The sequence below is a fragment of the Comamonas sp. NyZ500 genome (assembly GCF_016772095.1).
Lineage (GTDB): Bacteria > Pseudomonadota > Gammaproteobacteria > Burkholderiales > Burkholderiaceae_C > Comamonas > Comamonas thiooxydans.
In genome coordinates this window covers 61,032-75,857 of the sequence record NZ_JAEIJE010000004.1, presented here as the reverse complement: position 1 = coordinate 75,857, position 14,826 = coordinate 61,032, and the positions used below count along the sequence as shown (strand labels likewise).

Below are 14,826 nucleotides of genomic sequence, written 5' to 3'. Positions count from 1 at the left end.
TGTCAAAAAAACTGTGGCTAGGATGCCGCGATTGAGGGATTCCTTATCGAAGCTGCTATCAGAATCAGTTACGCTCGCAGGTTGGTGTCATCGTATGTCTGATGTAACAACAAGCGTCTAGGAATCGTACCGGAATGAAGTTCACTCCCATCGCAGCGCTGGTCATGTCGAGTCTGGCGGCCTTTGCCCAGAGCGCATCCGCGCAAACCGGTGCGGAAGGTCGCATGAATTTTTTGCGCGATTCCAGAGCCGCCACATCGGGTCCCCAGTTTGAATTCAGCCGTCTGCAATACGGTCCGCTGCCGATTGCCGACACACGCGTGGCCTCCACGGCCGGTCCGCTGCAGGCTGCCGAGCGCGGCGATGCCAAGGCGCAGAACCAACTGGGCGAAATGTATGTGCATGGACAGGGCGTGCCCCAGAATGCCGCCACGGCCGCGCAATGGTTCCGCAAGGCCGCAGCTCAGGGACATGCGGGTGCCCAGAACAGCCTGGGGGCGCTGTATGCCAACGGCCAGGGCCTGCCGCAGAACTACCGAGAGGCCGCCCAGTGGTATGGTCGCGCGGCGCAGCAGAGCAATGCCGTGGCCCAGTACAACCTGTCCCACCTCTATCAGGAAGGTCTGGGCGTGCCCCAGAGCTTCAGCACCGCAGCCCAGTGGCTGGAAAAATCTGCCGCTCAAGGCCATGTGACGGCCCAGTTCGAGCTGGGCCAGCGCTACCTCAAAGGCAATGGCGTGGCCGTGAACTACATGACGGCTGCCGACTGGTTCAAGAAAGCGGCCGATCAAGGCCATGCGGAAGCGCAGAACCAGCTGGGCTCCATGCTGTCCGACGGCGTGGGCGTGAAGCTGGACCCCGTGCAGGCCGCTCAGTGGCTGCAGCGCGCTGCCGAGCAGGGCGATGCCAGGGCCCAGAACAGCCTGGGCCGCATGTATATGGATGGCGTGGGTGTCCCGCGCGACTACAAGCTGGCGGCTTCCTGGTTCCAGAAGAGCGCCGAGCAATGGAATGCCGACGGCCAGAACCATCTGGGTCGTCTCTATCTCTACGGTCTGGGTGTGGAGCAAAGCCCTGCCTATGCGGCGCAATGGTTCCAGCGCGCGGCTGACCAGAATCATGCCGATGCCCAGTACAACCTGGGCACCATCTATGCCGAAGGCCTGGGCACGCCCCAGAACTACGGCACGGCCCTGCAGTGGTATCAGAAGGCGGCTGAGCAAGGCCATGCTGCCGCCATCAACAACGTGGGTACGCTGTACGCCGAAGGCCGTGGCGTTGCGCAGAACTATGCGACGGCCATGCAGTGGTTCCGCCGCGCGGCCGACAAGGGCGATGCCTCGGCCCAGTTCAACCTGGCGCGTCTGTATGCCGATGGCCAGGGCAGTGCCGCCAGCCCCGCTCAGGCGATGAAGTGGTATGCCGCGGCAGCCGAGCAAGGCCATTCCGGTGCGCAGAACCGCCTGGGCGTGATGTACGCCGAAGGCCAGGGCGCTGCGCGCGACTACGGCAAGGCCGTGCAGTGGTATCAGCGTGCGGCCGAGCAGGGCGATGCCGCTGCCCAGTACAACCTGGGCATGGTCTATGCACAGGGTCAGGGCGTGCCGCGTGACAATGCCAGGGCCTACTTCTGGTACAACCTGGCGGCCATGGAGCTGGGCGGCGATGCCGCCAAGCGCCGCGATGAAGCGGCCAACAAGCTCAGCATTGCCCAGGTAGCCGAGCAGCAGAACAAGGCGCTGGCCTGGCAACCCAAGCGCTGATTGCCGCTTTGCACTCAGGTACCCAAGCGCTTCCCTCGAGAAGCGCTTTTTTATGCCGGCCGGCTCTCGCCATGGTTCAAATCATGGCTCGAATGCAGCGATCCAGCGCAGGCTGGCTGCCAGATCAGCCTGCCCGGACAGCGCTTTGTGCGGCCGGTGATTTCTAAAACCAAGGAGACAACAATGAACAAGACTTCAATGAACATACTGGCCGGCCTGATGGCTGGTGCAGGCCTGCTTTTGTCCGCGGGCGCACAGGCTCAGGACGCCTTTCCCACCAAGCCGATTCGCATCGTGCTGGGCTTTCCTGCCGGCGGCCCGCTGGACCAGCATGCCCGTCTGCTGACCGACAAGCTGCAAGGCGTGCTCGGTCAGCCGCTGGTGGTGGATTACAAGCCCGGAGCGGGCGGCTCGGTGGGGGCGCAGGACGTGATGCGCTCGCCCGCCGACGGCTACACGCTGATGCTGGCCAATACCGGCGTGATGGTCATCAACCCTGCGCTCTACAGCAAGCTGCCCTACAACACGCTCAAGGATTTCACGCCGATTGCCCGCACCGCCATGCAGCCGCTGGCGCTGCTGGTCAACAACAAGGTGCCGGCCAAGACGCTGACCGAGTTCACGAGCTATGCCAAGGCCAACCCCGGCAAGATCAACTTCGGCTCGGCCGGCAACGGCGGCATCAGCCATCTGGTGCCCGAGATGTTCAAGAGCGCCGCAGGCGTGGATCTGGTGCACATTCCCTACAAGGGCAGTGCGCCTGCGTTCACCGATCTGATCGGCGGCCAGGTGCAGTTCATGGCCGAGAGCATTCCTCAGGCTGCGGCCTATCACAAGCAGGGCAAGGTGCGCGCTCTGGCCGTGACCAGCAAGGAGCGCAACCCCGCGCTGCCCGAGGTGCCGACCGCCATCGAGTCCGGCCTCAAGGGCTTCGAGGTGGTGGGCTTCTATGGCTTCCTCGCGCCTGCCGGTCTGCCCAAGGACGTGACGGCCAAGCTCAGCAATGCCTTCCAGCAGGTGATGAACATGCCCGACGTGAAGAGCCGCATGGTGGAGCAGGGCGCCGACCCGGCCTTCCTGGGCTCTGAAGCCTTCGGCAAGTTCCTGGCCGGCGAGACGCCGCGCTGGGCGGCAGCCGTCAAGGCCTCGGGCACGAAACTGGATTGACACCCCCTGAGGCCCTTGCGCGGCTGCCCTGATTTGTCAGTGCCAGTATTGGAGGTGGTGAACGCAAAAAAGCCCGGTCACTTTGGGTGGCCGGGCTTTTGTTTTGCTATGGGTATCGAAGCTGTTTGCGCTTGATTTGAAAGGAATCCAGCATTGATTGATGCTGAAATTCAAGGTAGATCTGCGTAAGCAGCTACTGATTTACAGCTGATCGCCTGTCTGTGCAGGGCTGAACATATCCACGCGGTCGGTGATGATGCCGTCCGTGCCCAGGTCGATCAGGCGTTGTGCCGCCCATTGGTCGTTGACGGTGTAGCTGCTGCAGTAGAGGCCTGCACCATGCACCTTGGCCACCAGCTCGGGTGTCCACAGCGCATGGTTGAGCACCATGGCGCTGCAGTCCAGCTCCAGGGCCAGCTTCAGGTCGGCGTCGCCGCTGGCGTCGGCCAGCTTGTCCACCAGCAGGCCGCGCGGAATATGGGCTGCGGTCTCGCGGGCGCCCTTGAGCGATTCGGACTTGAACGAGGTGAACAGCGGCTGTACCTCGGTTTGCGGCCAGATGCGCTGCATCAGCTCGCCGCAGGCGCGGCCGGTTTCCAGTTCCTGGCCCGGGGTCGGCTTGATTTCCACATTCAGGTGCAGATGGTTGGCCAGGCACCAGCGTGCCAGGGCCTCCAGCGTGGGCAGGGCTTCGCCCGCATAGGCGCGCGAGTGCCAGCTGCCAGCGTCGAGCTGGGCGATCTCTCCCATGCTCAGTGCGCCGCCAATGCCGTGGCCGTTGGTGGTGCGCTCCAGCGTGGCGTCATGCATCAGAAACAGCACGCCGTCCTGGCTGAGCTTGGCATCGCATTCAAAAAAGCGGTAGCCATGTTGCGCGCCCAGACGGAAGGCGCTCATGGTGTTCTCAGGTGCCAGCTTGCCGGCGCCGCGGTGGGCCACCCAGCGGGGATAGGGCCAGGGTTTCAAAGCAGTAGTCATGATCAATCCAACAAAGGTTTGCGGCTCAACACTTTTCTGCGAGTTTGGCGCTGCGCCTGGAGCAGGCAGCATTCAAACAGGAGATACCGAGGAAGGGCCTGGGCCGGCCGCGCCGCCCCGCACCGAGGGTGTCGTCCCCCTCCGGCGCTCGCGCCAGAGAGGGGGAAGCGGCGAAGCCGCTCAGGGGGTGTTTTGATTTATACGCGTTTGCCGGTTTCGGCGTTGAACCAGTGCAGGCGGTCTTCGCGTGCCGAGATGCGGGCCGTTTCACCGGGCTTGGGATAGGGCTTGCCTTCTTCCACGCGCACGGTGACGTCTTCGTCGCCCACCTTGCCGTAGAGCAGGCGTTCGGCGCCTAGCAGTTCCACGGTCTGGACCTTGAACTCCACGCCGCCGGCTTCCACCAGGTCGATATGCTCGGGACGGATGCCCAGGATCATGCCGGGCTTGCCGTTGGGCGAGTGCTTGAGCAGGTTCATGGGAGGAGAGCCGATGAAACCCGCCACAAAGGTGGAGGCGGGCGTGTGATAGACCTCTTCGGGCGTGCCGAACTGCTCCACATTGCCACCGTTCATCACCACCATGCGCTGGGCCAGGGTCATGGCCTCGACCTGGTCATGGGTCACGAACAGGCTGGTGATGCCCAGCTCGGCGTGCAGCTTCTGGATTTCCAGGCGGGTCTGGCCGCGCAGCTTGGCGTCCAGATTGGACAGGGGTTCGTCGAACAGAAAGACCTGGGGCTGGCGCACGATGGCGCGGCCCATGGCCACGCGCTGGCGCTGGCCGCCGGAGAGCTGGCGCGGCTTGCGGTCCAGCAGATGGCTCAGCTCCAGAATCTTGGCAGCCTTGTCCACGCGGCGCTTGATCTCGTCCTCGGGCACCTTGGCGAGCTTCAGGCCGTAGGCCATGTTCTCGTAGTTGCTCATATGGGGGTAGAGCGCGTAGTTCTGGAACACCATGGCGATATTGCGCTTGGCGGGCTCCAGGTCGTTGACCTTGTTGCTGCCGATCAGCAGGTCGCCGTCGGTGATTTCTTCGAGGCCCGCAATCATGCGCAGCAGGGTGGACTTGCCGCAGCCCGAGGGGCCGACCAGCACGATGAATTCGCCGTCGTTGATTTCGACGTTGATGCCGTGAATGACGGGCACGGCGGACTTGCCGGAGCCGTAGCGCTTGACGATGTTCTTCAGGGAGATGGATGCCATGAGAGGTATTCCAGGTATTCGTTCAATGGGTCAAAAGAAGGTGGTGGAGGCAGTGGGGGCGAGCTTTATTTCTCGGTATCCACCAGGCCTTTGACAAACCACTTTTGCATCAGCATCACCACGGCTGTCGGGGGCAGCATGGCCAGAATGGCGGTCGCCATCACAATGTTCCAGTCCACGGCGGCTTCACCGCCGGCCAGCATGCGCTTGATGCCGATCACCACGGGGTACATGTCTTCCGAGGTGGTCATCAGCAGCGGCCACAGGTACTGGTTCCAGCCGTAGATGAACTGGATCACGAACAGAGCGGCAATCGAGGTCTTGGACAAGGGCACCAGGATGTCCTTGAAAAAGCGCATGGCGCCGGCGCCGTCGATGCGGGCGGCCTCCACCAGCTCGTCCGGCACGGTCAGGAAGAACTGGCGGAACAGGAAGGTTGCGGTTGCCGAAGCAATCAGGGGAAGGGTCAGGCCGGCGTAGCTGTTGAGCATGCCCAGCTCGGCCACGACCTTGTAGGTGGGCAGGATACGCACTTCCACGGGCAGCATCAGCGTCAGGAAAATCGCCCAGAAGCAGACCATCTTGAACGGGAAGCGGAAGTAGACGATGGCAAAGGCCGACAGCAGCGAGATGGCGATCTTGCCCACGGTGATGACCATGGCCACGACAAAGCTCACCCACATCATCTGCACGACATTGGTGTTGGAGCCGAGCTTGCCCGAACCGAGCAGGGCTTCGCGGTAGTTTTCCCACATATGCGAGCCGGGCAGCAGCGGCATGGGGGACTGCACGATGGCGTCCGCCGTATGGGTGGATGCGACCAGCGCCAGATACAGCGGAAAGGCCACGATGGCCACGCCCAGCAGCAGCACGGCGTGGGAGATGAAGGCAAGCCAGGGATTACGATCGACCATGATCAGTACTGCACTTTCTTTTCAACATAGCGGAACTGGATCACAGTCAGCACGACAACAATCAGCATCAGGATCACGGACTGGGCTGCGGAGCCGCCCAGGTCCAGCGCCTTGAAGCCGTCCTGGTAGACCTTGTAGACCAGAATCGATGTGGACTGGCCGGGGCCGCCCTGCGTGGCTGCATCAATGATGCCGAAGGTGTCGAAGAAGGCGTAGACGACGTTGATCACCAGCAGGAAGAAGGTGGTGGGCGAGAGCAGCGGCAGCTGGATGTTCCAGAAGCGGCGCCATGGGCCGGCACCGTCGATGGATGCGGCTTCGATCAGTGCCTTGGGAATGGACTGCAGCCCGGCGAGGAAGAACAGGAAGTTGTAGGAAATCTGTTTCCACACCGAGGTGATGACGATCAGGGCCATGGCCTGGTTTTCGTTCATCAGATGGTTCCATTCATAGCCCAGCTTGCCCATGTAATGGGTCACCACACCGATGGAGGGCGAGAACATGAAGACCCACAGCACGCCTGCGATCACGGGAGCCACTGCGTAGGGGATGATCAGCAAGGTCTTGTAGACCATGGCAAAGCGGATGATGCGATCCGCAAAGATGGCCAGAGCCAGCGAAACGGCAATGCCGACGCCGGCCACCAGCACGGAGAACAGTGCTGTGCGCTTGAAGGAATTCAGATAGGTGGGGTCGGCGAACAACTGACGGAAGTTGTCCAGGCCAACCCATTCGGTACTCATGCCGAACGCGTCTTCCATCTGGAATGACTGGAGCACAGCCTGACCGGCGGGCCAGAAGAAGAAGATGCCGATGATCAGTAGCTGGGGGGCGATCAGCACCCAGGGAAGCCACTTGGATCGGAAAAGAACGCGTTTTTCCATGAGGAGTTACAAATAAAAAAACCGCCGGAGCCTGGGTGCAGTCAACGGGGTATTTGGGGGTGCAGAGCCTTGTTTGAAGGCCCCGCAGGCCTTGGCGGCACCCTTGCGGGTGCCTGGAGGGTTTACTGTTTGTAGGAGCGCTCGAAGCGAGCCAGCAGTTCGTTGCCGCGGCTCACGATGGAGTCCAGCGCCTGCTTGCCGGTCTTCTTGCCAGCCCACACCTGTTCGAGTTCTTCGTCCTCGATGGTACGGATCTGCACGTAGTTGCCCAGACGGATGCCGCGCGAGTTGTCGGTCACCTTGCGGATCATCTGCGTCACGGCGGTGTCGGTGCCGGGGTGCTTGGCGTAGAAACCGGACTTTTCGGTCAGGTCATAGGCCGCCATGGTCACGGGCAGGTAGCCGGTGCGCTGGTGCGAAGCGGCCTGCACCTTGGTCTGCGACAGGAACTCGAAGAACTTGGCCACGCCCTTGTACTCTTCGGCCTTCTTGCCTGCCATGACCCACAGCGAAGCGCCGCCGATCACGGTGTTCTGGGGAGCGCCCTTGACATCGGGATAGTAGGGCAGGGGAGCCAGGGCGTAGTTGAACTTGGCGTTCTTGGCCACATCGCCGTAGAAGCCGGACGAAGTCTGGATCATGGCGCATTCACCGGCGGTGAACGAAGCCTGGGAAGTGGAGGCGCGGCCCTTGTAGACAAACTCGCCGGCCTTGGCTGCTGCGGCCAGGTTGTCGATGTGCTTGACGTGCAGAGGCGAGTTGATCTTCATGCGCGCCTTGTAGCCGTTGGCGCTCAGACCGTTGTGCTCGGTGGCGAATTCCACGTTGTGCCAGGTGGAGAAGGACTCCAGCTGGGTCCAGCCTTGCCATGCCAGGGTCATGGGGCAGCTGTGGCCGCTTTCCTTGAGCTTCTTGGCGGCAGCAAAGACTTCGGGCCAGGTCTTGGGGGCGACGTCGGGGTTCAGGCCGGCCTTCTTGAAGGCGTCCTTGTTGTAGTAGAAGATGGTTGTCGAGCTGTTGAAGGGGAAGCTCAGCATCTGGCCGTTGGGGGCCGTGTAGTAACCGGCCACGGCGGGGATATAGGCCTTGGGATCGAAAGCGACGCCGGCGTCATGCATCACCTTGCCCACGGGAACGGTCGCACCCTTGGAAGCCATCATGGTGGCGGTACCCACTTCAAACACCTGCAGGATGTGAGGGGCGTTGCCCGAGCGGAAGGCTGCAATCGCGGCCGTCATGGATTCATCGTACACGCCCTTGAACGTGGGCACGACCTTGTAATCCTTCTGGCTTTCGTTGAACTGCTTGGCCAGGTCATTGACCCACTCGTTATTCACGGCAGTCATCGAGTGCCACCATTGGATTTCGGTGACGGCTTGTGCCGAGAAAGTAGTAGCGGCGACGGCGGCGGCCATGGCCAGTTGCTTGAATTGCATGAAGGCTCCTCTAACGATCGTTGACGAAATATGCGGTGATGCACACTAAGTCATCCGTATGACATATGGATGTCATTGTTTGCATGGGCAACGCGCCGCACCATGGGCAGAACCCGCAGTCACAAGCCTTTGTATGACGATCCGGTGACATTTGATGGTGCGCGAAGCTGCGCCATTCTAGGTCAACGGCATTTCGTTTGTTGTTGGTAGTCTTTCGTATTGAGTTGTTTTTGATTCGGAAATGTATGATTTTTGTCTAAATAGCCTATGAAAGATTCATCTACCCTTTGGCTGCGTGCAGCGGTGAACGGGTTCGCAGCGCCTTTGTGCACTGTCATTCAGCGAATCGCCGGGGAAATGCCGGTGGGGCTTGCTGCTTTGGCGATAGCAGGGCTGGCCACTCAGAACCCATAGCAAAGCATGGCTGAGCCGCCGTCGCTTAAAATCGTCATCCCACTGGCTTAGGGGCGCCACACAGAGGGCGCCCGACACGGTCTACCCCCATGAATGTACCGATTGCGTTGGCTGCCGCCCTCCAGGCCCAGGCTGCCGAACCCGCACGACTGCGCGAGATTCCCTATAACTACACATCGTTCTCTGACCGTGAGATTGTGATTCGTCTGTTGGGCTCATCCATGTGGGATGTGCTCAATCAGCTGCGTCAGGAACGCCGTACCGGCCGATCCGCCCGCATGCTCTACGAAGTGCTGGGGGATATCTGGGTTGTGCAGCGCAATCCCTATCTTCAGGACGACCTGATCCACAACCCCGACCGCCGCAAGTCGCTGGTCGAGGCGCTGGAGCATCGCCTGGCCGAGATCGACAAGCGCCGCGAGCCCAACGAGGATGCGCTGCGCGATCAGCTGGTGGGTCAGCTGGTGGAAGCGGCCCACCGCGCCGTGCATGAATTCAACGCCACTTTTGTCGAGGCCGAGCAACTGCGCCGCCGCGCGCAGAAGACGCTGCGTCGCTATACCGCCAAGGACAACATCAAGTTCGACGGTCTGTCGCGCGTGGCCCATGTGACCGATGCGACCGACTGGCGCGTCGAATACCCGTTTGTCGTGCTGACGCCCGATACCGAAGCCGAGATGGCCGGTCTGGTCAAGGGCTGCATCGAACTCGGTCTGACCATCATTCCGCGAGGAGGCGGTACCGGATACACGGGTGGTGCCATACCTTTGACCTGGCGCTCGGTGGTCATCAACACCGAGAAGCTGGAAGCGCTGACCGAAGTCGAGATGCGCATGATTCCCGGCGTGGATCACGAAGTTCCCACCATCTACTCCGAAGCCGGTGTGGTGACCCAGCGTGTGGCCGATGCGGCCGAGCGCGGCGGCTTTGTGTTCGCCGTGGACCCGACCTCCATCGAGGCCTCCTGCATAGGCGGCAATATCGCCATGAACGCGGGCGGCAAAAAGGCCGTGCTCTGGGGTACTGCCCTGGACAATCTGGTGTCCTGGCGCATGGTCACACCCGATGCGCAGTGGCTGGAGGTCACACGCCTGGATCACAACCTCGGCAAGATCCATGATGCCGAGATGGCCTGTTTCGAGCTGAAGTACTTCGAGGCGGACGGCAAGACCCATGTGCGCACCGAGCGCCTGGACATCCCCGGTCACACCTTCCGCAAGGAAGGCCTGGGCAAGGACGTGACCGACAAATTCCTCTCGGGCCTGCCCGGCATCCAGAAGGAAGGCACGGACGGCCTGATCACCAGCGCGCGCTGGGTTGTGCACCGCATGCCGGCGCATACGCGTACCGTTTGCATGGAATTCTTCGGCAATGCCAAGGATGCCGTGCCCTCCATCGTCGAGATCAAGGACTATATGTTCGCCGAGCAAAAGCGCTCGGGCGTGCTGCTGGCCGGCCTTGAACACCTGGACGACCGCTACCTCAAGGCCGTGGGCTACGCGACCAAGAGCAAGAAGGGCAACGGCCGTCTGCCCAAGATGGTGCTGCTGGGCGATATCGCCGGTGACGATGCCGACGAAGTGGCCCGCGTGGCTGCCGAGGTGGTGCGCATCGCCAATTCTCGCAACGGCGAGGGCTTTACCGCCGTCAGCGCCGAGGCGCGCAAGAAATTCTGGCTGGACCGCAAGCGCACGGCAGCGATCTCGCGCCACACCAACGCCTTCAAGATCAACGAAGACGTGGTGATTCCGCTGCCGCGCATGGCCGAGTACACCGATGGCATCGAGCGCATCAATATCGAGCTGTCGCTGCGCAACAAGCTCAAGCTCTGCGACGAGCTGAGCGGCTTTTTCAAGCACTCCGATCTGCCCCTGGGCAAGAGCGACGATGCCGGCGACATCCCCAGTGCCGAACTGCTGGAAGACCGCGTGCAGCAGGCCCTGGCGCTGGTGGCCGAGGTGCGCGAGCTCTGGCAGGGCTGGCTGGACGGCGTGGCCACCCTGTTCCCCGAGCTGCAGGATCACCGCCTGCGTGCGAGCTGGAAGACCCAGCTCAAGGAGCCGCTGTCCAAGATTTTCGCGGGCGCTGCCTTCCAGCCGCTGCGCGAGTCCGTCAACGAGATTCACCAGACGGTGCTCAAGGGCCGTGTCTGGGTGGCCCTGCACATGCACGCTGGCGACGGCAATGTGCACACCAACATCCCCGTCAACTCCGATGACTATGAAATGCTGCAGACCGCGCACGAAGCCGTGGCCCGCATCATGGAGCTGGCGCGCAGTCTGGACGGCGTGATCTCGGGCGAGCACGGCATCGGCATCACCAAGCTGGAATTCCTCTCGGATGCCGAGCTGGCACCGTTTGCCGATTACAAGAAGCGCGTGGACCCCGAAGGCCGCTTCAACAAGGGCAAGCTGATCCGCAACGAAGAGTGGGATGCCCTGGCGCACCAGAGTCACGACGGTCGCTCGCCGCGCGAGTCGCTGATGTTTGCCGATCTGACCAATGCCTACACGCCCAGTTTCGGCCTGATGGGTTATGAATCCATCATCATGCAGCAGTCGGACATCGGCGCCATCGCCAACTCCGTCAAGGACTGCCTGCGCTGCGGCAAGTGCAAGCCCGTGTGCGCCACCCATGTGCCGCGCGCCAATCTGCTGTACTCGCCGCGCAACAAGATCCTGGCTACCTCGCTGCTGGTGGAGGCCTTCCTCTACGAAGAGCAGACACGCCGTGGCGTCTCCATCAAGCACTGGCAGGAATTCGAGGATGTGGCCGACCACTGCACGGTCTGCCACAAGTGCTTCAACCCCTGCCCGGTCAAGATCGACTTTGGCGACGTGACCATGAATATGCGCAATCTGCTGCGCAAGATGGACAAAAAGAGCTTCCGTCCCGGCAACAAGCTGGCCATGGCCATGCTCAATGCCACCAACCCCGACACCATCAAGTTCATGCGCACGGCCATGGTGGGCGTGGGCTTCAAGGCCCAGCGCCTGGCGGCCGACGTGCTGGGGGCTGTCGCCAAGAAGCAGACCGCACATCCGCCCGCATCCGTGGGCACGGCTCCCATCAAGGAGCAGGTGATTCACTTCATCAACAAGAAGCTGCCCGGCGGTCTGCCGACCAAGACGGCGCGCGCCTTGCTGGATATCGAAGACAAGGATTACGTGCCCATCATCCGCGACCCGCAGGCCACCAAGTCGGATACCGAGGCAGTGTTCTACTTCCCCGGCTGCGGCTCGGAGCGCCTGTTCAGTCAGGTGGGTCTGGCCACGCAGGCCATGCTCTGGCATGCCGGCGTGCAGACCGTGTTGCCGCCCGGTTATCTGTGCTGCGGCTATCCCCAGCGCGGTTCGGGCCAGTTCGACAAGGCCGAGAAGATGATCACGGACAACCGTGTGCTCTTCCACCGTGTGGCGACCACGCTCAACTATCTGGACATCAAGACCGTGGTGGTGAGCTGCGGCACCTGCTATGACCAGTTGCAAGGCTACCAGTTCGACAAGATCTTCCCCGGCTGCCGCATCATCGACATCCACGAATATCTGCTCGAAAAGGGCATCACGCTGCAGAACAAGGGTGCTTACCTGTACCACGACCCCTGCCATACGCCCATGAAGCAGCAGGACCCGATGAAGACCGTCAAGGCCTTGATGGGCGACAACGTGCTCAAGAGCGAGCGCTGCTGCGGCGAATCCGGCACGCTGGGCGTGACGCGTCCCGATATCTCCACGCAGATCCGTTTCCGCAAGACCGAGGAGATCCGCAAGGGCGAGGCCGCGCTGCGCGACAACGGTCAGCTCGGCGCCCAGGACAACGTCAAGATCCTGACCAGCTGCCCCAGCTGCCTGCAAGGCCTGAGCCGCTATGGCAACGATCTGAACAACGGTCTGCTCGAAGCCGACTACATCGTGGTCGAGATGGCGCGCGACATTCTGGGCGAGAACTGGATGGCCGAGTATGTCAATCGCGCCAACCAGGGCGGTATCGAGCGTGTGCTGGTGTGATGCCCCCTGAGTCGCTCCGCGCCTTTCCCAAGGGAGGCCGGGGCGGTCCTGCCTCGGTGTCTCCGGCCTATGCTGGGGTCACATCGAGAAGCATTGCAATGGAGATTTCAGATGCTGGTTGAAAATTGTCCTCTGTGCATTGCCGATGGCGGTGCGCTGGTCTGGCGCGGCGACAAGCTGCGTGTGATTCGAGCCGTGGAGGCAGGCTTTCCGGCCTTCTATCGCGTGGTCTGGAATGAGCATGCGGCCGAGTTCTCGGATCTGAGCGCGGCGGATCGCATTGTCTGCATGGATGCCGTGGCCCTGGTGGAGCGCGTGCTGCGCGAGCAACTGGCTCCAACCAAGATCAACCTGGCGGCTCTCGGTAATATGGTGGCGCATCTGCACTGGCATGTGATTGCGCGCTATGACTGGGACAGCCACTTTCCCGCTTCCGTCTGGGCTGCGGCCCAGCGCGAGCGCAATGAAGAGCGCGAAGCCGAGATCGCACGCCAGCTGCCTCAGGTGGATGGAGTGCTGCAAAAGGCGTTGGCCCTCTGGGCCGCGTGATGTTTTTCATCTCCGTCGGGAGATTCAAAGGGCAGCTTGAGGCTGCCCTTTTATGCATTGATTAGGAGAGAACCATGGCAGGACTGCAAGCCAATACTCCCACCCCCCAGTCATTGACCGTGCATGGCGCATCGCGCGTGCTGGAGGTTTCTTATTCGGACGGCAAGACTTTCCGCATCCCGTTCGAGTTGCTGCGCGTGTACTCGCCCTCGGCCGAGGTGCAAGGCCATGGCCCGGGCCAGGAAGTGCTGCAGACCGGCAAGCGCGATGTGGGCATCAACACCATAGAGCCGGTCGGCAACTACGCCATCAAGCCCTTCTTCAGCGATGGGCACGAAAGCGGTCTGTACACCTGGGAATACCTCTACCAGCTGGGCAGCCAGCAGGATGCTCTGTGGCAGCAATATCTGCAGCGCCTTGAAGAGGCCGGGATGGAGCGCGACACGCCCATGCCCGAGAAGGGCGCCGGCGGTCATGGCTGCAGCGTGCATTGAGCTTTGACTCCCAGGGGCTTGCATGTCGGCTCAAAAGCCGACAGCAACGTCCCGTACACGCCACATAGCCCATGCGTACGGTACAGGGTTATTGAGGCTGGTGCTATATTTCCAATAGCTGGCAGCGCATGTGAAATAAGCGCTCAAGGCGAATTCTTTCAAAAAACCATAGTGCTTCAAAGCCTGTAGCCATACGGGGTTGTCGCTGTACGCGCAAGCACTGCCTGCTTAGCATTCTTTGTTATGAGCTCCACACACTTCGGATTCCAGACTGTTGATGAAAGCGAGAAGGCATCGCGCGTACGCGGTGTGTTCGACTCCGTGGCTTCCAAGTACGACGTCATGAACGACGTGATGTCGGGCGGTCTGCACCGCGCCTGGAAGGCTTACACGCTGATGGTGGCCAACCTCAAGGAAGGCGACAAGGCGCTGGATATCGCAGGCGGCACAGGAGATCTGTCCCTGGCTTTTTCCAAGAAGGTGGGCGCCAGCGGTCAGGTGGTGCACACCGACATCAATGAAGCCATGCTGCGCGTGGGGCGTGACCGTTTGACCGACAAGGGCGTGATCCTGCCCACGCTGGTCTGCGATGCTGAAAAGCTGCCCTTCCCCGACAACTATTTCGATCTGGTCAGCGTGGCCTTCGGCTTGCGCAATATGACGCACAAGGATGCAGCGCTCAAGGAAATGAACCGCGTGCTGCGTCCCGGCGGCAAGCTGCTGGTGCTGGAGTTTTCCAAGGTGGCCAAGCCGCTGGAGAAAGTCTATGACTGGTACTCGTTCAAGATTTTGCCGACCATGGGCAAGATGATTGCCGGCGATGCCGAAAGCTATCGCTATCTGGCGGAGTCCATCCGCATGCACCCAGGCCAGAAGGAGCTCAAGGCCCTGATGCAGCAATGCGGCTTTGGCCATGTGGACTATCACAACATGACAGGAGGCGTCTGTGCCTTGCATGTGGGAATCAAATGTTAAATGCGCCCTGTGCGCAGATTTGTAGCGACTTTCTATAAGA

At 61.5% G+C, this 14,826-nt stretch carries 11 protein-coding genes; 6 read left to right on the top strand and 5 right to left on the bottom strand.

The window, feature by feature from the left end; translation table 11 throughout:
• Nucleotides 1-134: 134 nt before the first annotated feature.
• Both JAO85_RS08220 and JAO85_RS08215 read left to right on the top strand, forming a co-directional pair.
• Nucleotides 135-1,763, top strand: coding sequence for a tetratricopeptide repeat protein (locus JAO85_RS08220; protein WP_202787868.1), 1,629 nt, complete (start codon nucleotides 135-137; stop codon nucleotides 1,761-1,763).
• 183 nt (nucleotides 1,764-1,946) lie between these two features.
• A complete protein-coding gene (locus tag JAO85_RS08215; protein ID WP_229228152.1) occupies nucleotides 1,947-2,930 on the top strand; it encodes a tripartite tricarboxylate transporter substrate binding protein in 984 nt (327 codons plus the stop codon).
• Between the two features lie 201 nt (nucleotides 2,931-3,131).
• Here JAO85_RS08215 and ugpQ read toward each other — a convergent pair whose 3' ends face one another.
• The 5 genes from ugpQ to ugpB form a co-directional block, all read right to left on the bottom strand.
• The gene (gene ugpQ / locus JAO85_RS08210) at nucleotides 3,132-3,908 is read right to left on the bottom strand and encodes a glycerophosphodiester phosphodiesterase (protein WP_034362157.1); all 777 of its coding nucleotides are present in this window, start codon (nucleotides 3,906-3,908) and stop codon (nucleotides 3,132-3,134) included.
• A gap of 197 nt (nucleotides 3,909-4,105) precedes the next feature.
• On the bottom strand, nucleotides 4,106-5,113 hold the full coding sequence (locus JAO85_RS08205) for a sn-glycerol-3-phosphate import ATP-binding protein UgpC (RefSeq protein ID WP_003065985.1): 1,008 nt from the start codon (nucleotides 5,111-5,113) through the stop codon (nucleotides 4,106-4,108).
• A 65-nt stretch (nucleotides 5,114-5,178) separates the two neighbouring features.
• Nucleotides 5,179-6,027, bottom strand: coding sequence for a sn-glycerol-3-phosphate ABC transporter permease UgpE (gene ugpE / locus JAO85_RS08200; RefSeq protein ID WP_003065986.1), 849 nt, complete (start codon nucleotides 6,025-6,027; stop codon nucleotides 5,179-5,181).
• A gap of 2 nt (nucleotides 6,028-6,029) precedes the next feature.
• Nucleotides 6,030-6,911 carry a sn-glycerol-3-phosphate ABC transporter permease UgpA gene (gene ugpA, locus JAO85_RS08195; protein WP_003065988.1) on the bottom strand — a complete coding sequence of 294 codons (882 nt, stop codon included), beginning with the start codon at nucleotides 6,909-6,911 and terminating at the stop codon, nucleotides 6,030-6,032.
• Between the two features lie 122 nt (nucleotides 6,912-7,033).
• Nucleotides 7,034-8,347: a sn-glycerol-3-phosphate ABC transporter substrate-binding protein UgpB gene (ugpB, locus tag JAO85_RS08190; protein WP_003065990.1), complete on the bottom strand. Its 1,314-nt coding sequence runs from the start codon at nucleotides 8,345-8,347 to the stop codon at nucleotides 7,034-7,036.
• Between the two features lie 503 nt (nucleotides 8,348-8,850).
• On the opposite strand from ugpB, the gene JAO85_RS08185 reads away from it, so the two are divergent.
• The 4 genes from JAO85_RS08185 (at nucleotide 8,851) to ubiE (ending at nucleotide 14,786) form a co-directional block, all read left to right on the top strand.
• A complete protein-coding gene (locus JAO85_RS08185; protein ID WP_034357568.1) occupies nucleotides 8,851-12,768 on the top strand; it encodes an FAD/FMN-binding oxidoreductase in 3,918 nt (1,305 codons plus the stop codon).
• A 111-nt stretch (nucleotides 12,769-12,879) separates the two neighbouring features.
• Nucleotides 12,880-13,317, top strand: a complete 438-nt coding sequence (locus JAO85_RS08180; RefSeq protein WP_202787867.1) for an HIT family protein — start codon at nucleotides 12,880-12,882, stop codon at nucleotides 13,315-13,317.
• 74 nt (nucleotides 13,318-13,391) lie between these two features.
• Entirely contained in the window at nucleotides 13,392-13,811 is a 420-nt protein-coding gene (locus JAO85_RS08175; protein ID WP_003065996.1) for a gamma-butyrobetaine hydroxylase-like domain-containing protein, read from the top strand.
• Nucleotides 13,812-14,054: 243 nt separating this feature from the next.
• Nucleotides 14,055-14,786, top strand: a complete 732-nt coding sequence (ubiE, locus tag JAO85_RS08170) for a bifunctional demethylmenaquinone methyltransferase/2-methoxy-6-polyprenyl-1,4-benzoquinol methylase UbiE (protein ID WP_003065997.1) — start codon at nucleotides 14,055-14,057, stop codon at nucleotides 14,784-14,786.
• Nucleotides 14,787-14,826 lie beyond the last annotated feature (40 nt).

Excerpts from the sequence above, each read along its gene's own strand:
- JAO85_RS08220 (WP_202787868.1), top strand. The coding sequence starts at position 135 with ATGAAGTTCACTCCCATCGCAGCGCTGGTCATGTCGAGTCTGGCGGCC.
- JAO85_RS08215 (WP_229228152.1), top strand. The coding sequence starts at position 1,947 with ATGAACAAGACTTCAATGAACATACTGGCCGGCCTGATGGCTGGTGCA.
- ugpQ (WP_034362157.1), bottom strand. The coding sequence starts at position 3,908 with ATGACTACTGCTTTGAAACCCTGGCCCTATCCCCGCTGGGTGGCCCAC.
- JAO85_RS08205 (WP_003065985.1), bottom strand. The coding sequence starts at position 5,113 with ATGGCATCCATCTCCCTGAAGAACATCGTCAAGCGCTACGGCTCCGGC.
- ugpE (WP_003065986.1), bottom strand. The coding sequence starts at position 6,027 with ATGGTCGATCGTAATCCCTGGCTTGCCTTCATCTCCCACGCCGTGCTG.
- ugpA (WP_003065988.1), bottom strand. The coding sequence starts at position 6,911 with ATGGAAAAACGCGTTCTTTTCCGATCCAAGTGGCTTCCCTGGGTGCTG.
- ugpB (WP_003065990.1), bottom strand. The coding sequence starts at position 8,347 with ATGCAATTCAAGCAACTGGCCATGGCCGCCGCCGTCGCCGCTACTACT.
- JAO85_RS08185 (WP_034357568.1), top strand. The coding sequence starts at position 8,851 with ATGAATGTACCGATTGCGTTGGCTGCCGCCCTCCAGGCCCAGGCTGCC.
- JAO85_RS08180 (WP_202787867.1), top strand. The coding sequence starts at position 12,880 with ATGCTGGTTGAAAATTGTCCTCTGTGCATTGCCGATGGCGGTGCGCTG.
- JAO85_RS08175 (WP_003065996.1), top strand. The coding sequence starts at position 13,392 with ATGGCAGGACTGCAAGCCAATACTCCCACCCCCCAGTCATTGACCGTG.
- ubiE (WP_003065997.1), top strand. The coding sequence starts at position 14,055 with ATGAGCTCCACACACTTCGGATTCCAGACTGTTGATGAAAGCGAGAAG.